15 protein-coding genes are annotated in these 23593 nt (G+C 39.4%); 12 read left to right on the top strand and 3 right to left on the bottom strand.

The window, feature by feature from the left end:
* Positions 1–8 precede the first annotated feature (8 nt).
* The 12 genes from ACY2A0_RS16500 to ACY2A0_RS16555 all read left to right on the top strand — a co-directional run bounded on the left by ACY2A0_RS16500 (position 9) and on the right by ACY2A0_RS16555 (position 20780).
* On the top strand, positions 9–1685 hold the full coding sequence (locus ACY2A0_RS16500; protein WP_461790466.1) for a sodium:solute symporter family transporter: 1677 nt from the start codon (positions 9–11) through the stop codon (positions 1683–1685).
* Between the two features lie 483 nt (positions 1686–2168).
* Positions 2169–2513: a hypothetical protein gene (locus ACY2A0_RS16505; RefSeq protein ID WP_461790467.1), complete on the top strand. Its 345-nt coding sequence runs from the start codon at positions 2169–2171 to the stop codon at positions 2511–2513.
* Positions 2514–3016: 503 nt separating this feature from the next.
* The gene (locus ACY2A0_RS16510; RefSeq protein WP_461790468.1) at positions 3017–3598 is read left to right on the top strand and encodes an RNA polymerase sigma-70 factor; all 582 of its coding nucleotides are present in this window, start codon (positions 3017–3019) and stop codon (positions 3596–3598) included.
* 67 nt (positions 3599–3665) lie between these two features.
* Positions 3666–4832, top strand: coding sequence for a FecR family protein (locus ACY2A0_RS16515; protein ID WP_461790469.1), 1167 nt, complete (start codon positions 3666–3668; stop codon positions 4830–4832).
* Between the two features lie 163 nt (positions 4833–4995).
* Positions 4996–8595: a SusC/RagA family TonB-linked outer membrane protein gene (locus tag ACY2A0_RS16520; protein WP_461790470.1), complete on the top strand. Its 3600-nt coding sequence runs from the start codon at positions 4996–4998 to the stop codon at positions 8593–8595.
* A 3-nt stretch (positions 8596–8598) separates the two neighbouring features.
* Positions 8599–10110, top strand: coding sequence for a RagB/SusD family nutrient uptake outer membrane protein (locus ACY2A0_RS16525; protein ID WP_461791708.1), 1512 nt, complete (start codon positions 8599–8601; stop codon positions 10108–10110).
* A 26-nt stretch (positions 10111–10136) separates the two neighbouring features.
* Positions 10137–11081, top strand: coding sequence for a putative zinc-binding metallopeptidase (locus ACY2A0_RS16530; RefSeq protein ID WP_461790473.1), 945 nt, complete (start codon positions 10137–10139; stop codon positions 11079–11081).
* A 74-nt stretch (positions 11082–11155) separates the two neighbouring features.
* A complete protein-coding gene (locus ACY2A0_RS16535; RefSeq protein WP_461790474.1) occupies positions 11156–13615 on the top strand; it encodes a zinc-dependent metalloprotease in 2460 nt (819 codons plus the stop codon).
* Between the two features lie 86 nt (positions 13616–13701).
* The gene (locus ACY2A0_RS16540; protein ID WP_461790475.1) at positions 13702–16041 is read left to right on the top strand and encodes a DUF5117 and DUF5118 domain-containing protein; all 2340 of its coding nucleotides are present in this window, start codon (positions 13702–13704) and stop codon (positions 16039–16041) included.
* Position 16042: 1 nt separating this feature from the next.
* Positions 16043–17158, top strand: a complete 1116-nt coding sequence (locus ACY2A0_RS16545) for a thioredoxin family protein (protein ID WP_461790476.1) — start codon at positions 16043–16045, stop codon at positions 17156–17158.
* Positions 17139–19412, top strand: coding sequence for a S9 family peptidase (locus tag ACY2A0_RS16550; protein ID WP_461790477.1), 2274 nt, complete (start codon positions 17139–17141; stop codon positions 19410–19412). Before ACY2A0_RS16545 ends, ACY2A0_RS16550 begins: the two co-directional genes overlap by 20 nt.
* Positions 19413–19634: 222 nt before the next feature.
* The gene (locus ACY2A0_RS16555) at positions 19635–20780 is read left to right on the top strand and encodes a serine hydrolase domain-containing protein (protein WP_461790478.1); all 1146 of its coding nucleotides are present in this window, start codon (positions 19635–19637) and stop codon (positions 20778–20780) included.
* 32 nt (positions 20781–20812) lie between these two features.
* Here the strand turns inward: ACY2A0_RS16555 and ACY2A0_RS16560 are convergent, their stop codons facing one another.
* From ACY2A0_RS16560 to ACY2A0_RS16570, 3 genes are all read right to left on the bottom strand, one after another.
* The gene (locus ACY2A0_RS16560; RefSeq protein ID WP_461790479.1) at positions 20813–21364 is read right to left on the bottom strand and encodes a GNAT family N-acetyltransferase; all 552 of its coding nucleotides are present in this window, start codon (positions 21362–21364) and stop codon (positions 20813–20815) included.
* 167 nt (positions 21365–21531) lie between these two features.
* Positions 21532–22347: a hypothetical protein gene (locus ACY2A0_RS16565; protein ID WP_461790480.1), complete on the bottom strand. Its 816-nt coding sequence runs from the start codon at positions 22345–22347 to the stop codon at positions 21532–21534.
* A 216-nt stretch (positions 22348–22563) separates the two neighbouring features.
* Positions 22564–23532, bottom strand: a complete 969-nt coding sequence (locus tag ACY2A0_RS16570) for a c-type cytochrome (RefSeq protein ID WP_461790481.1) — start codon at positions 23530–23532, stop codon at positions 22564–22566.
* Positions 23533–23593 lie beyond the last annotated feature (61 nt).

Raw genomic sequence — 23593 nt, forward strand, 5'->3', positions numbered from 1 at the left:
CAAACCAAATGAACAGTTTAGATTTGAAAGACTACATTGTCTTTCTCGTGTATTTTTTAATAGTTGCTACCTACGGCTGGTGGATTTACCGTAAAAAGAAAAAAGCCGTATCTGCATCTCATGATTATTTCTTAGCAGAAGGCTCACTCACTTGGTGGGCTATTGGAACATCGTTAATAGCTTCCAATATTTCCTCAGAGCAATTTATCGCCATGAGCGGAAATGGATTTAAAATGGGCTTGGCCATTGCTACATACGAGTGGATGGCCGCTGGAACATTGCTCATCGTAGCCATCTTTTTCATTCCTGTATATCTGAAGAACAAAATTTACACCATGCCGCAGTTTTTACAGGAACGCTATAATGGTACAGTAGCTATGATTATGGCGGTGTTCTGGTTAGCCTTGTACGTGGTAGTAAATTTAACGTCCATTTTGTATTTGGGTGCGCTAGCAATTAACGGTATTTCGGGAATAGATACAAAACTTTGTATGTACGCCTTGGCCGCTTTTGCAATAGTAATTGCGCTCGGAGGGATGAAAGTTATTGGATATACTGATGTAATCCAAGTGTTTTTCCTCATACTTGGGGGTTTAGTCACTACTTATTTGGCGCTTGATCGAGTAGCTGAACTTAACGGACAGCAGGGCATAGTTAGTGGTTTTAAATATATGACTACACATGCCGATAGCCATTTCCATATGATCTTCACTAAAGAAAATACCAATTATCCCAGCCTACCGGGACTCACCGTACTTATAGGAGGGATGTGGATAGTGAACTTAAATTATTGGGGATGCAATCAGTATATCACACAACGTGCTTTAGGTGCAGATTTGAAAACAGCTCGCAAGGGGATTTTATTTGCCGCTTTTTTAAAATTGTTAATGCCAGTAATTGTTGTTTTACCCGGAATCGCTGCCTATGTAATTTACCAGAAAGGAGGTTTGCAAACAGAGATGCTTCAAAATGGCACCTTAAATCCTGATAAAGCTTACCCAGTGTTGTTAAATTTGCTACCTGTTGGTCTTAAGGGCCTAGCTTTTGCCGCTTTAACGGCTGCGGTAGTGGCTTCTTTGGCAGGTAAGGTGAACAGTATTGCTACCATTTTTACCCTAGATATCTTTAAAAAGAAAATTGATGTTGATGCCAATGAAGTTAAATTAGTAATGGTTGGTAGGGTAGTTGTAGTGGTAGCAATGTTAGTTGCCGTATTACTAGCTCCGTTTTTGGGTATCGATAAAAAAGGCGGATTCGAATTTATACAAGAATACACTGGCTTCGTTAGTCCAGGTATATTTGCGATGTTTATTTTAGGTTTCTTTTGGAAAAGAACCAGTTCAAACGCCGCTATGTTCGCAACGGTAGGAGGTTTTGCCTTATCTGTTTTGTTCAAGTTTTTACCTCGCTTTGTTGATTTGCAGTTTTTGGCGGCGTCAGGATTTTCTTACCCTATTAAACAGGATGATGGAAATGTACTGTATGAAATTCCTTTTTTAGACAGAATGGGTTTTGTATTCTTGATAGCCGTGGTGGGTATGGTGTTTATCAGTAACGCTGAGCGCAATAAACAAAAACGTGGACTGGAGGTTGATAGTAACATGTTTAAGGTAGATAATGCATTTGCACTTGGTGCGGGTATTGTTGTGGCAATTTTAACAGCACTTTATGCCTATTTTTGGTAAACCTGCTATAGGTTGTAAATTGATTTTTCAATAGAGGCAGACATATAAATAATGAGTTAGATTCCTGCATAGTTTTAATGATTAGTGAAGTGTAACCGCTTTAGAATTGATTACGCTGTGCATGTATCTACCTCTTGTTTGAAAATCAGATCAGTTCACTTTTTAGAATTTGAATTGAAGTTATGTCAGCAAGTTATCAACTGAAATATTTCATAACATCAAGGGTAGCCCTCTCTAGGCGCTTGATATGCGGATTACGGACACAGGCAATGTGAGCAATAAAATTGTCCTGATCTTCAAAAAAAAAAGTGCCTTTTCTACCTTGGTTAATCGACCCGATACCACAAGCTCACCGTAAACTATTGCTGAATTTATCTTACTTAGGTTTGAAATTTGTTCTTTAGCGAATATTTTTAATAATTATCTGAATGCATCCAAAACATTTTATGTGTAGGCTTGTTACAAAGCAACAATATCATTTAAATGCAGCAATTACAATTAAGCCGTTTATCAGGAGGCGGTACTTCCGCAAAAGACAAATCTAAAAGTTACCATCAAAAGGCTACAGCAGCAGCGAACTATCTTATTGATTTGTTTTCAGATGCTGTTGATTATGTACCGGGAGATGTTAAGGAGCAAAATGGGATAATTGAATTGGAAGTTAAGCTTTTAAATGGTACCGATTTTACGATCGATATTCGCTTTCATCGCTCTGAAGTACGGCTGAAACCAAATTTTCCTTCAGGTATTTTGCAGGCTGATTTTAAAAAAGTTCGTCATTTTGTGGAGGATTTGGAATGCTATCTTAACGTGGCGCATCAGTGGTAAATGTACTATATCCATATAAATAAATTTTTGGTGAATTTGATTTAAATGATTGATATATAGATTTTTGCATCAGTTTTAATAATCGTATCTATTTAATTAACTTTTGGATACAGCGCCCCGTCGTTGCTAGGCACAAAGCAATCCTTCTACTATTGCCGGGCGACTGGTTTACGAATTAAGATTGCTTCGTTGCCTCCCAAATACAATAGTTTATATAGCGGCAAAACCAAAAACGTTAACTTAATCACCTCATTACAGTGAACTTTTCCGAGTTAGACTGCCAAATTTAGGTCCAGGCGAATCATTATTGCACTCTTTTTATTTTTAAAACTATAAGGAATTGATTTTATCAAGCATTTTAGTTAGATTTAATTGACGCTTCTACGAATATGATCAATCGTTAACGCCATTTATGGTAACTTTTTTAAAAAAGGCACCTTAAGTACGATTTTTAATTCGTTAATATTTTTTAATATTGTGTTAACAAATTGTTTATCTCTAGAATGTCTACTCTTGAATCTTGTACCGATGCAGAATTAATTGCTCGTTTACGCTATGATGATCAGGCTGCTTTTACGGAAATATACAGGCGATTCTGGGATAAAGTGTTTGCGGTAGCTTTTCATCGCTTAAACAATCAACTCGAAGCAGAAGAAGTAGTGCAGGATGTATTTTTCAGTTTATGGAAAAGACGAGAAAGCTTAGAAATCCAATACAGTTTAAATACTTATCTAAGCATGGCTGCCAAATATCAAATTATCAGCATACAAAGGAAGCAGTATTTGAAGCAACAAACGACAGATAGCCAAATTCACATTAGTGATAATGGAGTAGATAGCACGCAGTTATGGTTTTCGGAACGGGAGCTAAAGCAACAACTTGACTATCATGTAGAGCAGCTTCCAGAAAAATGTCGTATCGTTTTTAAAATGAGTAGGGAAGAATTTAAATCCTATGCTGAGATTGCTGCCGAACTAGGCGTTTCTGAAAAAACGGTGGAAGCTCATATCACCAGGGCATTAAAAATTTTGAGGAATAAACTGCATATCGGACTTCCTCTAATGCTATATCTATTAAATAAATAATTTTTTTTTTCGATTACATGTAGGGTTTGGTTTTGGTTATGCGACTATATGTTAAAACGCATCAAAATTGAATAAGAAAACTCAACCTGACTTTATTATAGAAATTGCCTATAAAAGGCTTAATGGAACAGCTACGCCACAAGAGATAGCGATTTACGACAAATGGTACGCCTCTTTTGACGATAGTGAAATTGAGCTTGAAAATACAAATATCGCTCAGCAAGATTTATTAGGTGCACAGCTTTACGCTAAGCTGATGACCAAAATAGACAGAGAGAACCGCAAACCTTCTTGGCTTAAACTTAATGTACGCTGGGTTGCTTCAGCGGCGGCAGTATTGTTGGTAACACTAGGTTATTTAGCCTATAATTTAGGTTGGAGCGATGCCATAATGGGCAATTACGCTGCAAAGCATCAGCCAATTGTTCCCGGTAAGCGTACTGCAACCTTGAAACTTGCTAATGGCAAGGTAATTCAGTTAAAGGAAAATGAAGAAGGAATTGTAATTGATGCTGAAAGTTTAACCTACACTGATGGCACAGATATCGCTTTGTCGAAAAATCAAATTTCAACTGCCGAAGCCATGGTATTAAGCACACCAAAAGGTGGTACTTATCAAGTGGTATTACCAGATGGTTCAAAAGTATGGTTAAATGCATTGAGCAGTTTAACCTTGCCAAGCAACTTTGCAAACTCGGTTGATAGACATGTACAATTAAAGGGAGAGGCCTATTTTGAAATCGCGAAATCAGAAACTGTTGTTGATGGCAAGAAAAAACGTAGACCTTTTATTGTTGCCGTTGGCGATAAAACTGTGGAGGTTTTAGGTACACACTTTAACGTAAAATACTATGAAGATGAACCTGGTGTTAAAACCACTTTGTTAGAAGGAAGCGTTAAAATGGTTGCGGGTAAGCAGCAAAAAGTAATAGTACCGGGTCAACAGGCGTTTGCTACTGATCAAAACATTGCTACTGCCAATGTAGATATTGAAGAGGTAGTAGCTTGGAAAAATGGTAATTTTCAGTTTGCTGATGAGAAAATTCAAACCATAATGCAAGAGATTGGACGTTGGTACAATGTGGAAGTTGTGTACCAGTCGCCAATTACAAAGGAGAGCTTTGGAGGTACAATCTCTCGAAATAAACCAATCACCGAAGTGTTGGCATCATTAGAAGAAACTGGTGCGGTACATTTCAAAATCGAAGGAAGGAGGGTGATCGTTATGCCGTAGTATAATATCACACCGTTCATAAAAAAATAAACCGGAAGTGGTTCGAAGCACTCCCGGCTAAAAGTTCGGAACGGTTCGGATAAAATTGACTTAATCAACTAACCTTATAACCAAACAAACTAGGATACCCGATGCAGCAACATTTGGTATTCACTTCAAATATATGAAAAAAACCATTTCATTGGAGGGAGGGCTTTGCGCCTGTTTCTCCGGTCAATCTATGGGGCGAATCATACGACTAGCTTTAGTCTTACTTACTGTTTTCGCCTTTCAAGTTAGGGCAAGCTATGCTCAAACAGTTTCTATTGTTAAAACCAACGCAAAAATTGTAGATATTTTTAAGGAAATCAGGAAGCAAACAGGTTTTGATTTCGTTTATACTTCGTCGCAAATTAGCGAAGCAAAACCAGTAAGTATCAACGTTCAGAAGGTTTCTTTAGACGATGCCTTGGCTGCTTGTTTTAAAAATCAACCTTTAAATTATACTATTAAAAACAAAACTATTGTAGTTAAAGAAAAAACTTCAGTTGAAAATCGCTCGTCAAGTTCAGCTCCAATAAAGTACCGTACCGTACTTGGTAGGGTTGTAAGTACGGATAGCAAGCCGATACCCGGAGTAAATGTGCTATCAAAAGAGCTTAATGTACGCACGGCTACCGATAAGGATGGCAGATATAAAATTGACGTGATTGATCAAGATAATGCGACCTTGATTTTTTCCTACATAGGCATGGAGACCAAAGAAGTTGGCGTTGGTAACCGTGCTACAGTTGACGTTACGCTTAATGCTGCCGTTAAAGAAATGGAAGAAATGGTAGTAACAGGTTACCAAATCCTTAAGAAAGCTGATGTTGTAGGTTCGGTGGCTACGATACAGGCCAAAGACCTAAACCTAAATGGTATCAATACGTTAGAACAAGCTTTGCAAGGTAAACTTGCAGGGGTAGTGGTAACCAATACCAGTGGTATGTTGGGCACTAAACAAAACGTGAGAGTAAGGGGTACCTCTACTTTGGTAGGTTCGCAGGAGCCTATTTGGGTAGTAGATGGTATCATCCAGGAAGATCCACTGCCTTTTAAAGCACAAGAGTTAAACACCGCAGGTAATATCAATTCGGATAACTTCGACTATTTGAGAACTTTTGTTGGTAACTCAATCCGATGGTTAAATCCAAACGATATTCAAGATATTACCGTATTAAAGGATGCCTCAGCCACAGCAATTTATGGTGTTAGGGCCGCTAATGGTGTAATTGTAATCACTACTAAAAAAGGGCAAGTTGGTCCTCCATCTATTAACTACTCTACCAATTTCAGTATTACTGATAAAGTAACCTATGAGAAGCTCAACCTGATGAACTCTAAAGAGCGTGTTGCCGTTTCAAGGGAGATTTTTGAAAGAGGCTTAACCTCGCCATTTGTGAATAATAACATTGGTTACGCAGGTGCTTTAAATGAATATCTTTACTTAAAAACAATTACCGAAGACGAATTTAACGCAAGGGTGGCAGCCATGGAAACGGTGAATACCAACTGGTTTGACATTTTGTTCCGGGCGCCTGTTAGTAACAATCATAACTTAGGTATTTCGGGCGGTAATTCTAATACCAGATATTATTCGTCATTTGGCTATAACACAACTAATGGTACAGCTACAGGTAACGACACCAAAGGCATTACTGGTAGTTTGGCTATGACTTCGCAGGTTTTTAAAAATCTGTCGCTAAGTATTCGTTTGGCAGCGTCTAAAAACACTACCAATGGCTTTTACCAAGTAAGTCCTTACGATTATGCTACGAAAGTAAACAGAGCAATTGCAGCTTACAACCCTAATGGCGAACTGAGTTTTTACAGAAACGTATCTGGTTACATGTTCAATATCATCAATGAGATAAATGAAACCGGAAACGTTAACAATGTTTTAACTGCCAATGGAAGTATGGATTTAAACTATCAAATTTCCAATAACTTTCGTTTCCAAACGCTTTTTAGTTACAACTCATCTGCTACTAACGGATCAACATATGCCACTGAAAAAACAGAGTACGTATCTAAGACGTTAAGATTTGCAGAATATGGCATTACCCCTGCAGATCCAGCCTACATTAACTCTAAATTGCCTGTTGGTGGCGAGTTTAACGAGGTAACTAGTACCAATAGAACTTTTGGCTGGCGTAACAATTTGTCGTTTAATAAAACTTTTGGTCAAAAACATACAGTAGGTGCAATGCTTGGTGTAGAAACCAACAGCACAAATTACGAAGGCTATCAAGCTACTGCTTATGGTTATTTGCATGATAGAGGAAAGTCGTTTGCAACACTTCCCTTAACTGTAACGTCTGCAAAAACAGTAAACTCTTTGTTAGTATCAATCCCTCGTATTACGGATAGGAGAGTTAATACCATGGGCCTTTACTTAACTTCTTCTTATTCTTACGCTAGTAGGTATGTGTTTAACATTAGTGTAAGAAATGATAGATCTAACCGTTTCGGGCAATTTACCAATGAGAGATTTAATCCTGTTTGGGCCGGTGGTTTCCGTTGGAATATCGCTAACGAAAAATGGTTTGAAGGTACTAACTGGTTAAGTGGTTTAGCATTACGTAGTTCGTTCGGTTTCCAACGTAACATTGCTTCCAATATAAGCCCTGATTTAATTATCAAACTTCCTACAGGCGCAGCAGCTAATTCAACCGATGCATTAACTGGCGAGGCACTACTTACCGTAGGTAACTTACCTTACGGCGATTTAAGATGGGAGCAAACAACCAGTTTAAACTTAGGATTAGATTGGAATCTATTTCAAAATAAAGTAAACGGATCCATCGAATATTATACAAAAAGAGGTAGAGATTTGATCACTACATTACCGGTGCCTTTAGAATACGGCGTACCTAACATGTACGTAAATGGCGGTTCAATGAAAAATGAGGGCTATGAAGTAAGTGCTAATTTCGTACCAGTACGCACTAGAAATTTTACTTGGTCGGTGAGTTTAAATACCTCTAAAAATCGTAACCTCATTACTAAAACTGGGGCACAAGTGGTAAGCTGGCGTACAGCTGCTTCCGGTCAGCTCAACGTAGAAGGTCAACCAGTTTCAGCATTTTACGCTTTTAAGTTCACGGGTATTAATCCCGCTAATGGCGAGCCGACTTTTGACTTAAGTGTTGCACCAGGTGCCGATCCTAAGAGTCCTACTTCATTTATGCAATACATGGGTAAGCTTGATCCTGATTTTACCTCTGGCTTAGGAATGAATTTTAGGTACAAAATGTTGAGCTTCAGTAGTTCATTTTATTTACAGGTGGGTGGAAAGAGATTTTTAGCGCCTTTGTACAATTATGCGTCTAACAATAGCGGATTGCCTACTGAATATGAAAATCTATCGAGACTAATATTAGATAGATGGACACCATCTAATACTGGCGCATCAGTTCCAGCTTTGCCTAACGGTAGTTTGCCTAGTGTGGCTTTACCTAATAACGATCAGACTTATAAAAACCTCTACATGTTCTATAACTATAGTACTGATAGGGTGGTTAGTGCCACCAGTTTTCGCTGTAATAACATCAACGTAAGTTATGCTCTGCCAGAGTCTGTAGTTAAAAAAATAAAGTGTAAAAATGTGTTTTTAGGCGGCGGTGTATCCAACCCTTTTGTAATCAATAGCCATGATTTTAATGGAGTTGATCCTGAAGTGGCCTACGGTGGACAACCACGTACCAGAACCTATACTTTAAACCTAAACCTAAGCTTTTAAGTGATGAAAAAAATATTTTTATGCAGCCTAGTGCTGATCATGACACTCTCCATTTCCTGCAAAAAGTTTTTGGAAGAATATAGTCAGGACGAAATGCGACCGGGATCTACGGGTGACTTAACTTCATTGATGAACGGTGACGCTTATCCTAACGGCATATCTATAGAAACTTTTGATGTATTAACGGATGATATCCAAAATAATGCCTTGGTACAAGTTAACGGTGCGCCTATACCTACTTACTTAGCAAGCTTGCAAGCAGGTACGCCTATGTTCACTTTTAATCCGACTATGTTTGATCAAAATAACACTGTGAGTACATCAGCTAATGTGTACACCAGACTTTATACTAAAATTAAAGGATGTAATGTAATAATTGATTATTTGAATAACGTATCGGGCACTGCAAAGGAAAAAAATGCCATTCTAGGTCAATGTCTATTTTTAAGGGCTTACTACTATTTAAGGTTGGTAACTCTTTACGGTCAAATGTACAATGGTGCAGGTGTAAATCCTGAAACTGCATTAGGTGTACCACTGGTGCTGAGTAGTCAGGTAAAAGATGGTGGCTTACCTCGTAACTCCCTCAAAGAAGTTTATGATCAGATTGAAAAAGATCTGCTACAAGCAGAGCCACTACTGAGGGCTAACTTTACACCAACCACCGTGTTTAGGGTTAGCGCTGATTTATGTAATGCTTTGCTATCTCGTTTTTATCTATATAAAGGTAGAAATGAAGATATGGACAAAACCATCCAGTATGCCACTGCGACCTTACAAAATAAATTTATCCTTACTTCTTTAGCTAGCTTAGTAGGAAGCAATAACACAATCTCTCCTAATGGGATTTATAATGCAGCTAGTCCGGAGATACTTTGGGTTTATGCGGGCACTTATTCTGATGCCAATACGGTTAACTTCGATAGTAGGTCATTACCGCCGTTTACGGTATCGGCAGATTTGAGTAACCAATACGATAAAGGAACGGGAACTTCTAATTACGGTGACTTGCGTTATCAGTATTATTTCCAATTTTTCACCACAGCTACTGGGACTAAATTTCCGTATCGCACTGCGAAAAATACTTTAAACGTTACTTACGGAACTAAAGGATTTAGGGTGGCTGAAGTGTATTTAAACCGTGCCGAAGCCTATGCTCGCAAATTTATCGCAAGCGGAAACACTGCCGACAGAACAGCGGCATTAGCTGATTTGAACACCTTAAGACAAAGTAGGTACGATACTAGAAATACAGCTTATACGCCTGTAAATATCACCGATGCACAAGCACTTTATACCTTTTGTAAAGAGGAGCGCAGAAGAGAGTTGGCTTTAGAAGACTGCCATCGTTTTATTGATTTAAAAAGATGGGGTATGGGTGTTACTCACATTTACACCGGACCAGATAATGTAACCAGTACGTTTACTCTGCCACCAAATAGTCCACTATTTGCCTTACCCATCCCTTATGATGTGATGTTGGCCAACACTGGACTTATTCAAAATCCTAGATAAATTATTCTTATTAAAACATTAAAATCATGAAAATTTATTCTAAACTCATCATACTATCAGCAGCTATGGCTATCATTAGTTCATGTGCTAAAAAGGAAGAAACGCTTACCCCTTCTAACATCAATTTAACTTACAAGTTGCCTCAAGGAAATAATGCCTTTGACCAAACTATTGTAAATTACTACAAAACTTACGGTAGTTATATGTTGTATCAGTTCACTGAGCGTGATGCATACTGGACGCCAACCGGTTGGAAACGACCAATTTTGAATGATGTCGCAGGAAATTGGTCTGGAATTGATGTAGCTCCTGCTGAAACTAGTGCTGTTGAAGCTCAGATTGATCTTATCAATAAAAGCTTGTTTACGCTTTATCCGGCAGCCTTCTTAAAGAAGTATTTACCTGCGAAATTGTTGCTGTGCAATAAGGTAGATTCTATCTACACCACTGGCGTTTTTACACCAACGTACGTTACGACTAAAAATATCAAAAAGATTCCCGCATTTTATAGTTACGATAACATCTATATCAATTACGGAAATAGTACAGTTGGACAATTAACAGCGGCTGAGAAGTTAGCTTTTTTAGCTCGATTAAATCAGGTGTTTTTCCAGAGCATTAACGAAAGAGCGATGATATTGCCTTCTATGGAATTTATCAACTCCGCTGATTACGCTTCAACCAATTCAACACAGGCGGTAGCGTACAGCAAAGGTTTAATTGCTAATACTAACAATACCATCACACCAACTGCAGATTGGAATGCTTATGTGATGGCGATGGTTACGTTGTCTGAAGCAGACCTTAACCGTTCTGTGATAAATACTGATAAAAGTGCTGTGGGTATTTTAAACGTAACTAAAGACAGCAATGGCATCATCAAAAAGCGATATGCTATCGTTCGCAACTATTTCATTAACAATTTCCAAGTTGATCTTCAGGCTATTGGAAATAAAGCCAGAGGACTTTAGAAACAAGTTAAATTATCTTTTCACTAAGTATTTGCCTGTAACACACAGCAGGCAAATACTTTTACTAAACTTGAATGAAACTACTTAAAAAGTTGTTGCTATGGGCTAACCTTTGCTTAAGCACGGGCCTCATGGCGCAAACAGCTACTCAGTCAATTCCATCTATCAAAACATTTATAAAACCTAATGCTGTAGCCTACAAGGGTGTATTTAATATCTATCAACAAGATGATAAATACTTCCTCGAACTACAAGATTCATTGTTAAACCGTGACGTTTTAGCGATGATTGTAATTAACAAAGGTTCAGCACAACTAGCCAGGGACTCGAGAAAGCGTTTCGGCTTTGCTGGTGACGTGGTACACGAAGCAGTTTTTAAATTTAATAAAAGCACTAAAGGAGCAGTAAATATGGAACAGTCGCAGTTCTATAATGCTCCAAAAACTAATAGCATCTTTTACGCGGGAATTGTGAACAAACCGGCACAAATAATCATGTCGTTTACGCCAGTTGCCAAAGATGCTGATGCAGTATTGATTGATATCACCGCTGCCATTAATGCCGATATGCCAGTTTTATCTTTAAGTGGCGCAAAAGAGGAACTGGGATTAGGTACCTATCAGGCAAATCTATCCAAATTGCTAAATGTTGCTGTTTACAAAAACAACCTCGTTTTCCGTTCGTTGCGCAATTACTCACCAGGGACATTAGCACAAAAGCCAAATTCTGCAGGTACACCTACCGAGCCGCAACAGCCTCAAGAAAACCAAGGCGCAGTACTAAATGGACCAACAGTTTGGGAAGTTGGTGCAAGTTGGTATTTACTGCCAGCAACGCCAATGCGCCAACGCTTTGCCGATAAGCGGGTTGGCTATTTTGCAAGAGGCTTAAAAGATTATGCAAGCAATCCACTTAAAATGGAAGATAGAGGATTAGCAACCCGTTGGAAAATTGAACCGAAACCACAAGATCTGGAGAGGTATAAAAGAGGGGAGCTGGTTGAACCTGCACAACCCATCGTGTTTTATGTAGATAAAAATACACCACAATACCTACAACCTTACTTTATAGCAGGTGTTAACGCTTGGCAAAAAGTTTTCGAAAAAATCGGATTCAAAAATGCCATTGCAGCGAAAATGGAACCCACAGCAGCAGAAAATCCTGATTTTGCGATGGACAACATCAACTATTCGGTGATTTCTTATAAACCATCAACTACGGCAAATGCTTATGGGCCCATGGTAGTTGATCCGCGTTCAGGACAAATCTTGAGTTCACACGTCGCAGTGTTTCATAACATCACGGATTTATTGCAGCGCTGGTATTTTGTGATGTGCGCCGCTAACGATCCAAGAGCTAGGAAACTGCCTTTGGATAAAGATATCATGGGACGCTTGGCGCAAACAGTGATCACTCACGAAGTTGGGCATACCCTTGGTCTTCGCCATGATTTTGCTGGCAGCCATAGTTACAACGTAGACAGTGTGCGCAAACGTGATTATGTGGCCAAAAATGGTTTTGGAGCATCTATTATGGATTACTTGCGTTTCAATTATGTTGCTCAACCTGAGGATGGCTTTACTGCTGAAGAACTTTCTCCAAAAATTGGCATATATGATGATTTTGCCATTGAGTGGGGATACAGATATTTTCCTGAACTAAATGATGCGTACAAAGAGGCCGATTTTTTGAAAAAATGGGTGACCGAAAAACGTAAGGATGTAAGGTTATTTTATTTTCCTGAAGGCGATTTTTCCGATCCCAGAGTGCAATCAGAAGACATGGGTAGCAATGCCATGCAGGCTGGTGCTTTGGGGATTAAAAATCTTCAATTTAATATGAAACATTTAGAAGACTGGTTAGAAGCAGATGATGATGAAAATTACAGCATGATGAGAAGAATGCATGCTTCAATAGCCAGCAGATACAATGAATATTTAGCTCACGTATTAAAAAATGTAGGCGGCAGATATGCTGATCAAGCGCTGAAAGAGGAAGATAAACCCAATTTTGTATCAGTAAGCAGGGCTACGCAAAAAGAAGCGATGGCGTTTATCAACACTTACTATTTTCAAGAGCCAACTTGGTTATTCCCTAAGCATATCACCGATAAAACAAAGTTCCTATTTGCTGGTGAAGTGCAAGCAGACTATGAGACGTTTTTAGCGAAAGTTTTCTTCAAATTCTCATCTATCTCAAAAAATGAACGGATGGTAGGGCAAACTCCGTATACAGTCAGCGAATTTTTTGACGATATGTATCAAGGTATTTTTGGTGATGTAAATTCAATATCGCCTATCTCCGATTATCGCAGAATGTTACAGCGAAATTATGTCAATAAGCTACTCACCTCAGTATACAATCCAGCAAGTTTTGGCGGTGGTGAAGCCGTTTTGATAATGCAACAGTTGGAAAAAATCAAGGCAGATTGTGATATCGCAATGCTGAAAAAAATTGATCAATCATCAAAAGATCACCTGAAAGCAATGTCTGAATTGATTAAACAATGGCGAGAAAACAAACCAACGAGTTAAGTTGAATGAATTGAAAAATGAATGATTTTGGGTGATGACTCTTTAAGAATCAACCACCAACAATTTCATCAAAAAATACATAAATAATGAAGAAAATATTATTCGTAGTACTAATCTGTATCACTGCCGCTTATCAAGTAAATAGTCAGCAACCAAAGCAGGGCGGATTATCTAGTTTCGAGAAATTTATTAAAGATAAAAAACAAGTAGTTTCTGGTACATTTCCTATTTACCAAACAGAGGAAAAATACTATTTACAGATTGGGCCTAACCAACTCAACAAAGATATTTTAGTAGCTGGAGATATCCGATTTGGAGCTTCGGCGATCTCTAAATCATCAGGCATTTTAAGATTTGTTAAAGGTATTGGGGAAAGTTTATATGTCACCAGAAATAATTATAGCGAACAAGCAGTAAACAATAATGCCATGGCTGCTTTGCTTGACGGTTCTACGTTAGAACCCATCAGTTTTACATTTAAAATTGAAGCTTTAGGTAAAGATACAGGCAGTTATATCATCGATATTACCAAACAGCTGATTGACGGGGGCGAACTCTTTTCCTTCAAAAACTATACTCCTTTAGCTAATCCTGATGCAGGTAGGTCAGGTGTAGAAAAAGTGGAAGCCATCAGCAATGGCGTGTTCTTTACTGTATTTAGGACACAAACCGGGGCGGGTAGAGACTACAACGGCAAACCTATTGAGCAGCCTAACACGCAGCAACTAGGGTTAGTGCTACAACAGCTTGCAGAAGTTTCAATGCCAATTAAGTTGAGCGACAAACGAATTGGATTTGATACTCGTCAATTTACTGATTTTGGAGTGCAGGGCTACGCCGCAAAAAAGGTGAATGTGATCAAAAAATGGAATTTAGCAGTAAAACCTCAAGATGTTGCTAAATACAAAGCAGGTAGTTTGGTTGAACCGCAAAAGCAAATATTAGTTTATCTACATCCGTCAATTCCCCAGTTTTTTATGGGATCAGTAAAAGAAGGTGTTTTGGCTTGGAACAAGTGCTTTAAAACTGCTGGTTTCAAAAACGCATTGAAAGTAATATTACCAGAAAATGGCCAGCAGTCGCTGATGGAAGAAGGTAGTATTTTAATTGCTTGGGGTGGTGTAGCTTCAAAACCTGCGGTTGAAATGATCGACGATCCGCGTACAGCCGAAATAAAGACCGCTAAAGTAACAATTTGCGATTTTGTGATCGATGACTTAATGCAGAAGTATTTTATCCAGTGCGGTCCTTATGATTCACGCATACAAAAAGATGCAGGTTCGCCAGCTGTTCGTCAAGATATCTTAAAGTTCAAAGTAAGTCAGGCAATGGCTGAAGTATTTGGCATGTTGCCAAACTATGCGGGAAGTGCTGCTTACAACGTACAACAGGTAAGTGATCCAAAATGGGTAGCGCAACATGGTTTTACCTCATCAATCACTGATAACTTGGAGTTCAACTATTTAATGACACCTGGTGCTAAAGGCTTCAATAACAAATTGTTTTTACCAAGCATTGGTGCATACGACCATTTTGCAATCAATTGGGCATATCGTCAATTTAGCGATTCGGTGAAAAGCGCTGCGTTTTTGAAAGATGGGAAGATAAATCCTGAATTGTATTATGCCGCCGAAGATAAAAATGACCCAAATGCGCAAGCTAAGGATCTATCCTCACAAAATATCGAAGCGGCGCAAATAGGCATCAACCGATTAATTGCTTTTTATCCAAAACTGGATGGTATTGCAGCAAAAATGGATGATGATACTTGGGATACTTACATGTTACTAGCAGCCAACTTTATCATGTCTTATGATCAGTATGCCACTAGCGTATTGCCAAACATCGGCGGTAAACAACGTTTTGCTACAATGAAAGGCTACAACAGTGTTCCTTCGGTATATATTTCAAAAGCAAGGCAGCTGGCCACGTTCGACTTTTTATACAACAACGTATTAAAAGGAGTGCCAGCATGGACAAGAAACGACAGAGCGCAATCAACCGATGGTTCGAATACCGAAACCTTAGTGTCTAAAACAGCCATCAAAGTAGTAAATTACTTAACTACACCAGAGTTGATCAAAAACTTAATCGATGCTGAAAACTCTGGTGAAAAAGATGTTTTTGGAACGAAAGAATTGTTCAATCAAGTAGATCGCTGCATATTTTTAGATTTTAACCCAAATGTTGCGTTAAGCGCTTACAAACGAAACATTCAGTACAACTACATTAAAAACATACTCACGCTAACTTCAAAAAACAAACTCGGATCGGGTTTAAGTGATATCAGCATTGTTTTAAATACCTACAATACTTCGTTGAGCAACAAAATTAGCCAAGTTGCAAATACCCATAAAGATCCTACAACCAAAGCGCATTTTCAATTAATGAAGATGTTAATGAATAACGAACCTAATGCTAAATAATATGAGAAAAATCCTTATTGCAGCGTCATTGCTTTTCATAAGCTTGTCGCTGAATGCCCAGAATAGAGAAATTCACTTTGAAAAGTTGAGCTTAAAAGAAGCGTTAGCTAAAGCTAAAATTGAAAATAAATCGGTGTTTGTAGATTGTTTTACCACTTGGTGTGTCCCTTGTAAACGCATGGAAGCTGATGTGTTTACTGTAGATAGCGTAGCCGATTTTTACAATAAAAACTTTATCAATATCAAAGTTGATATGGAAAAGGGTGAGGGACCGGCGGTAAAAAAAACTTACACCGTTGAAGCTTATCCATCTTATTTAGTATTAGATGCTGAAGGCAAAACCAGAAACAAGTTTGTTGGTGGGATGTCTGCGGGAGCTTTTATTGCCAATGCAAGAAAAAGCATCAATGCTAACAATGACGAAGCTAACTTAAATGCTCGATATGAAAGTGGTGATCGTTCGCCTGAATTGATGAGGGCTTACATCAAACATAAAGTGAAAGTGATGGAGATCAGCAAAGCCAAACAATTAAATGTAGAATTGATGAGCCTGCTTACACCACAGCAAAAAGCCAGTCCGGAAAATTGGTTTTTATTTGGGCAAAACCGATATACCATGTATTTGTCGGATTTGTCGAGCCCTAATTTTAAATATTTAGCTGAACATTGGAGAGATTTTGTTGCTAAAAACACCAAAGATACGGTCGATAAAAAATTGTCTTCGGTATACAGACAAATCGCATCGTGGACATTAAATGGATTTTATGTAAAGGCAAAACCTTACGACAGGGCTACGTTTGAAATGTATAAAAAGCAAATTCAAAATACAGAAATGCCCGATAAAAATCAGTTGTTGGTAATGATGGATATTGCTATCGCAGCTGCGGAGAACAATGAACCAAAAGTAACTCAGCTATTTCTAGATCACTTAGGTTCTTTTTCGGAAGATAATCGACATATTTTGTTCGACTATGTAAGCTACTGCTCTAAAATCAAAGGTTACGATTATCCAAAAATTGCCGCCCTTTCGGATGAGATCACTAGAACATCTTCCAATCCATTTTTGATCAGACAGTTTAAAAGCATGAAAGAAAGATATGCGAAAAAAGATAATTAGTGCGGTTTTATCCCTTTTCGTCTCAGTTTCGATTTTTGCGCAGGCTCCTAATTACAAGGCTGCGCAAAAATTCGATGCGCCAAATTTGAGCAAGCTCATCGGTACTACCAAGGTGATTCCTTTCTTTCTCAAAAACGGTAAATATTTTTGGTTCGTAGCTGATGAGCCGAATAATAACACATCGCAATCGAATTCAACTGCTGATTCTATAGGCAATAAAATTAGTACACATTACATCGTTAACCTTGCTACAGGTAAAAAGCAGCCATTGTTTGATAAGCAACAAATAGTGAGTGAGTTAAAGGTGTTAACTGGGGAAGAAGTTAAGGAAAAACAAGTGATGTATTGGGCAACTTTCTCAGAAGATGAAAAATGCGTTCAAGTAAAATATGGTACGAAAACTTACGACTATAATTTCGAAACCAAAAAGCTGACTGTACAACTTAATAGAGCGCCGCTTAAAAAGATTGCTAGTTTCAATGTTTCTTCTGATGGCAAATGGGAGGTGTATAGCAAGGCGCATAATTTGTATATCGCTCCAACTGCAAATAAAAAAGAGGAGCGCCAGCTGAGTTTTGATGCCGAACCTTATTTTTCGTTTTGCGTAGATGAAAAAGGGGACTATACGAAAGATAAAGCCTACCCGTCCAATACAAAATGGATAGGTTCAAAGTACTTTTACGTGGTTAGGCGAGATACTAGAAAAGTTGCTACCATGTCAGTAATCGCTTCCGCTATAACTCCAAGGCCTCGAGTGTCAACTTATAAATATGAGTTGCCGGGCGATAAAGATGTAGCCCAATATGAGCTTTATATTGGCAATGCTGATGATAACACATTCAAAAAAGTAGACTTAACACGTTGGCCAGATCAGCAATTGGAGGTGGTAACAACAGAAGGCAATACAAAGGATGTTTACGTGATCCGTCGTAAACGCACAAGGGACGAGATGGAACTTTGTGCCGTTGATCTTGCTACTGGAAACGTCCGTTCTATCATTCACGAAATCAGCAAACCATTCATTAACGAAGATTTTTTCAATGTTGCTATCATTAAAGCTGGAAACGAAATCATTTGGTGGAGCGATAGAAGTGGATGGGGGCAGTATTACCGTTACGATGCTAATGGGAAATTACTGAACAGAATCACCAACGGCGATTTTACAGCGGGAAAAATCATTTCAATGGATGTTCAACGAGGAGAAATGTACCTGTATGCTTTCGGTAAAAAAGCTGGTATTAATCCTTATTATTCCATGGTTTATAAGGTTACATTGGATGGTAAAAGTGAACAACTGTTAACTCCAGAAAATGCAACGCATCAGGTTTTTATATCACCCGATAGAAAATATTTCGTAGATAACTACTCTCGTATTGATATGGCGCCAGTTTCCGTGCTAGGTAAAATTGACGGCAAACAAATTGTCGAAGTGCTAAAGCCAAATGTTAGTCAATTATATGCTTATGGTTGGAAAAATGCAGAATCGTTTACGGTAAAAGCTAAGGATGGTGTAACTGATTTATACGGGTTGATTTGGAAGCCTTTCGATTTCGATCCAAATAAGAAATATCCCGTCATATCGCAAGTTTATCCAGGTCCGCAAATAGAAACCGTTTGGAACGATTTTACTGTATTAGATAAGTATAATAATGCTGCTTTGGCGCAGTTAGGTTTCATTGTGGTAGCTGTTGGGCATAGGGGCAATTCGCCTATTCGCAACGCTGCATACTATAAATACGGTTACGGCAACCTTCGCGATTACGCCATTGACGATGACAAATATGCTTTGGAACAATTAGCGCAACGCTATTCATTCATCGATCTTACCAAAGTGGGCATATTTGGACATTCAGGAGGAGGGATGATGACCGTTGCTGCCATGTGTAAATATCCTGATTTCTATAAAGTTGGCGTGGCTTCATCAGGTAATCACGATAACCGAATTTACAATCGTACCTGGGGTGAAACCTACCAAGGCTTAGCGCAAAAGATGCCTGTTAATCAGGATTTAGCAAGCGGTTTAAAGGGGCATTTAATGTTAGTTACAGGCGAGGTAGATGAAAATGTTAACCCAGCAAATACTTATAGGATGGTGGATGCACTCATCAAAGCTGATAAAGATTTTGACCTGATGGTGCTGCCGGGGGAAAGTCACAGTTATGAGGGTGCCGCCAAATCCTATTTTCAAAAACGTTTGAGGGCCTATTTCGCCAAATATCTAATGGAAGAAGTTTCGGCCCCAAAAAGCAAATAGAAATTAATGTTTAGGTAGTTAATAAGCTAAACGGAGGAAGGTTGGATGGCCCCTCCGTTTTTTACTTTTACGATAAACATGGGCTAAGGTTATTTTTGTAGTCTATCGATAATTGCATGCCGTTTGTCGACCTTTTTTGCAGTCACGCTCTTGATTTTCTTTTTTTATACAAGAATTACATCATTCCGTACAATAGCGGTTTTAAATTAATTAGATAAACGTATGATGAAAAGAAACTTGATGCTGTTGCTTTTTTTTACCTGTGGCACAGCGATGACGGCATGGAGCCAAAAGCCATTGGCTAGCGAACCCTTTATCGATTCCTATATCAATAGTGAAATGAAGGCGATCGGCATACCGGGGATAGCTGTCGCTGTAGTCAAAGATGGAAAGGTGTTGCATTGCAATACTTATGGAGTAGCCAATATCGAATATGATATTCCAGTATCATTGAACACCGCATTTCAAATTGCTTCGGTGTCCAAGCTATTTAATTCTACCCTCATCATGAAATGGTTTCAACAGCAAAAGATATCAATGGAGGATAAAGTGGCCAAATATATTTCAAATGCGCCTGAAGCATGGAATAAAATAACAGTTGGACATTTGCTTGCCCATGAAAGTGGTGTGCCCTGGCCAGCTTCACTGGGAGGATCCATCGGGATTGAAGCGCCCGAACCTTTTAAGGTGGATAGTATGGATCTGCTAATAGAAAAGCTTAAATCACGACCGCTTAAGTTTGAAACTGGGTCAAAAAGCGCATACGTAAACGGCGATTATTTCCTACTACAGTACATCATCGAAAAGATTGGTGCCGATACCTATGAGCGGGTACTCAAGAGAGAAGTTTTAGATGAGATTGGGATGGTCAATAGTGGCTACGACCTTGAACAGCGGGATCCAAGGGTGCTAACGATGTTTCCTTTAAAGTATAAATCACAAAATTTTACTGCTGGTAAAAACGGTCCCTTAATTTTTAAAGGCTTTTATGCGCCAACAAGTTATAATGCCGGAGGGATGTTTTTGTCGATATCGGACGCCATTAAATGGGCTGCTTCATTAGATTCGGCCAAACTAATTGGCACGGCCATGCAACAGGAGCTTGTTAAACAGACACCGCTGAAAAGTGGCTTTACCCAACTTGGATGGACCACCCAGATGAATAATGGCTATCATGTCGTAGGTCATAGTGGTGGACCAGGCTTAGCCGATGTGTTAAGGGTTCCGTCTGAAAAGCTTACGGTCATCGTGCTTAGTAATTTTGCGGATATGTATCCATATATTGCCGGCCATATATTGAAACACTACCTGCCGGATTTTAAACCACAGGAGATGCCAAAAACATTGAAAAGAGATTTGATCAGATAGTCAGTTGAGTTAGTTCATCGTTTTTTACCAACTCACGATGAGCTTGCTTGATCCAACCGCTTTTGCATTAATGCAATCTTTTTTGTTCCGTGGTGCAAATGGCGTGTGGTTGTCCATTGCAATGAGCGGTAGAGGTCTTCTGCGGTATGTGTAAACAAATGAAGGCTGGGCAATCTTTTTTGTCGGGCAACTGCCTCTAAATATTCACACAACAATGTGGCGTAACCTTTTTTCCTTTCGCAGGGTACAGTGTAAACCAATGCTAGCCAGTTTTTTAGTTCGCTCAGTTCTGGATAATGCGCCATGATGCCAATGCTGTTATGTAATCCAGCGGTAGCTACCGGCCTATCGTCCACCATAAGTACAACGTGTACCTGTGAGGCATCACCTGTTATCTTGTCTAGTAGTGCCAATGTGTTTACTAACGGGATTTGCCACTCTTCGTTGTACCATTCTGCAACCATCTTCTTGAGGCTGTCATCTAGTTCGGTGATGATTTGGTAGTTGTTGGCCGCAGTCGCGAGTTTTCGATTACCCGTTCCTCTTTGGGACGCTTGCTGATAAATGTTGTCGTCGTTGATCATTTGAAGTTAATTTTGATAGTAGCCCGCAATCTAACCGATGCAAGTAGGATTGCGAAATATAGTAGTCGTAATGCCTAGTTTCGTAGATAGAAGTTGCTTCCGCAAGATAAAGTAGTCTTAAAAATATGATGCCCGAACTGATCGAGCTCAGGCATCGGAAACTGAATCTAATAATGGAAAGTAGTCTCTAGCACTGTAACGGCGGAAATCTCGATATCGGTGATCTTGCAGCGTTGCTTGAGCAGTTTCCTGTTAACTATGGTATAATCGAATTCATAAGTCTTTTCCAATACTGGCTGGTTTTGTTCATATCTATAGAGCTTGAATACTGCCGGTAGTTTATTCCAGTTCGCCATGTGCTGCAGTAAAGGCAAGTTGTAAAGTGGATAAAGCTGGGTGATTTCCGGATCCAAAAAATGGAGTGGGTTATAAATCACCTCGTCTGAATATTGCTTGATTCTGATCAGCATTCTGCGCCCAGTTTGGCTGGTTGTTTCAATCTCCGCGGGCAATCCCGAAATGTAGTCATAGGTTGACGTGTAGACCAGCTCGGTACCTGAGGTATTATTTTTGTAGAATTTCAACGCTGTCAACTGCATATGGGCGTTGAAGGTGTATGTCAAGGTTTGGTATGTCCTATAGGCGCTACCATCCTTAACGTAGCGATTCATTTTTGACAGTCGGCCGCCAATGTACTCAAAGGAGTTGCCTGCTAGGGATTGGGAGGAGGAGATTCCGATAACTCCGTTTGCGCCGTAAGTGTAGTCCCTGTCAATAGTTCCAGCAGCATGTTGGTATTTGGCTGTACGCAATGTCCCGTCGGTAGCGTAACCGAACGTAGCAGTCTGTCCCAGTGTCGGCCATTCCATACGTTTTAGCTGTGGTACAGTGGTAAGGCTAGCAGCGGGATTTTGGATATCTTCCTGACATCCGAAAAATAGGCCCATCATACAGGTGGCGCCATAAAAAAGTTGTTTTTTCATTTTAATTTTTTTGGTGGTCAATTGTCTGTAGATTTCAACAGATACGGTTATTACGGCAATACCAACGAGGTCGCTACAATTAGCGACCGACAGCGTGTTTTCGTCGATGAGTGAAGCAAAAATCTACCGTAAAATCCGACGAACCTGGCGATTGCCACGGATAGGCCAAAAAAAATGATTGCAGTGTCCCAAAAAGTCAGACACTTTATTGGGCTCTTATTTATTGTAGCTTTTTAACTCCACTTGGTTGGATTGAGGCGGAAGCGTGCGCAAATAAGTATAGATAGCAGAAAGATCTTGTGCTGTCATCCCGCTATACATTTTCCATGGCATTGGACTGTTCAACTCATTCTTCCCAACCTTAGTTAGCTCAGCTATTTCATAGGACTTAAATCTTGCGACGAACAGTTCCTTGGTCCAACTTCCAATACCGGCAGTCTGGTGCTTGGTGATGTTTGGCGCCCTGATAATTCCACTTGGCTGCCGAAATTCCATGCCACCGCCAAATTCTGTACCGGCAACAATTTTACCTTTGTCCTGCTTACTATGGCAGTCAACACATCCTGCTGCATTGACTAGGTAGGCGCCATATTTAATGGTATCACTTGCTTTTGGGAGTGGTTGATGATCAGCTAATTTTGGAGATAGCTTGTTTATAATGCTAACTGGGAAGTCAAGTGTCGTTTTCGGTATGCTGCGTTGAATAGGCTTCAGGCTGCGCAGGTAAGCAATAATACTAGAAATATCATCTCTGCTCATCTTTCCAAAACGGTTGTATGCCATCAGTGGAAATAGGGCATCTCCATTCTTGTTAACTCCTGCAGTGATAGCCCTGTACAGTTCCCCATCCGACCATTCAGACAGCGCCGCAGGAGTTAGATTGGAGGAATAAATCTTTCCCGGAAATCCAGCATTATGGTCAAATACCTCGCCGCCGCCACCTTCAGTTCCACTCACAACCGGGCCGCTAAATAAGCTCCAATCACGCGTGCTATGGCAGTCAATACATACAGAAACGTGATTGGCCAAATACTTGCCCCGAGCTATTGTAAGACTGTCTTTGGCGACAGTTAGGGTAGGAGCCGGCCCCACACTCGGTTGAGTAAAATTTACGTAAAGTCCAGCACCTAAAATAACGAACAGTACAATGGCTAAAACAAAGCCTAAAATTTTCAATATCTTCATCTATAATTTATTTAAACTGCTAAAATCCGCATTGTCTTTATAAAGGACATATTTTGTCGAC

It is taken from the genome of Pedobacter sp., from assembly GCF_965249885.1.
Classification (GTDB): Bacteria; Bacteroidota; Bacteroidia; order Sphingobacteriales; family Sphingobacteriaceae; genus Pedobacter.

Bases quoted from the DNA above. Each gene is read 5' to 3' on its own strand.
- ACY2A0_RS16500 (WP_461790466.1), top strand. From the start codon at position 9: ATGAACAGTTTAGATTTGAAAGACTACATTGTCTTTCTCGTGTATTTT.
- ACY2A0_RS16560 (WP_461790479.1), bottom strand. From the start codon at position 21,364: ATGATCAACGACGACAACATTTATCAGCAAGCGTCCCAAAGAGGAACG.
- ACY2A0_RS16550 (WP_461790477.1), top strand. From the start codon at position 17,139: ATGCGAAAAAAGATAATTAGTGCGGTTTTATCCCTTTTCGTCTCAGTT.
- ACY2A0_RS16520 (WP_461790470.1), top strand. From the start codon at position 4,996: ATGAAAAAAACCATTTCATTGGAGGGAGGGCTTTGCGCCTGTTTCTCC.
- ACY2A0_RS16565 (WP_461790480.1), bottom strand. From the start codon at position 22,347: ATGAAAAAACAACTTTTTTATGGCGCCACCTGTATGATGGGCCTATTT.
- ACY2A0_RS16555 (WP_461790478.1), top strand. From the start codon at position 19,635: ATGATGAAAAGAAACTTGATGCTGTTGCTTTTTTTTACCTGTGGCACA.
- ACY2A0_RS16525 (WP_461791708.1), top strand. From the start codon at position 8,599: ATGAAAAAAATATTTTTATGCAGCCTAGTGCTGATCATGACACTCTCC.
- ACY2A0_RS16570 (WP_461790481.1), bottom strand. From the start codon at position 23,532: ATGAAGATATTGAAAATTTTAGGCTTTGTTTTAGCCATTGTACTGTTC.
- ACY2A0_RS16505 (WP_461790467.1), top strand. From the start codon at position 2,169: ATGCAGCAATTACAATTAAGCCGTTTATCAGGAGGCGGTACTTCCGCA.
- ACY2A0_RS16535 (WP_461790474.1), top strand. From the start codon at position 11,156: ATGAAACTACTTAAAAAGTTGTTGCTATGGGCTAACCTTTGCTTAAGC.
- ACY2A0_RS16510 (WP_461790468.1), top strand. From the start codon at position 3,017: ATGTCTACTCTTGAATCTTGTACCGATGCAGAATTAATTGCTCGTTTA.
- ACY2A0_RS16530 (WP_461790473.1), top strand. From the start codon at position 10,137: ATGAAAATTTATTCTAAACTCATCATACTATCAGCAGCTATGGCTATC.
- ACY2A0_RS16540 (WP_461790475.1), top strand. From the start codon at position 13,702: ATGAAGAAAATATTATTCGTAGTACTAATCTGTATCACTGCCGCTTAT.
- ACY2A0_RS16545 (WP_461790476.1), top strand. From the start codon at position 16,043: ATGAGAAAAATCCTTATTGCAGCGTCATTGCTTTTCATAAGCTTGTCG.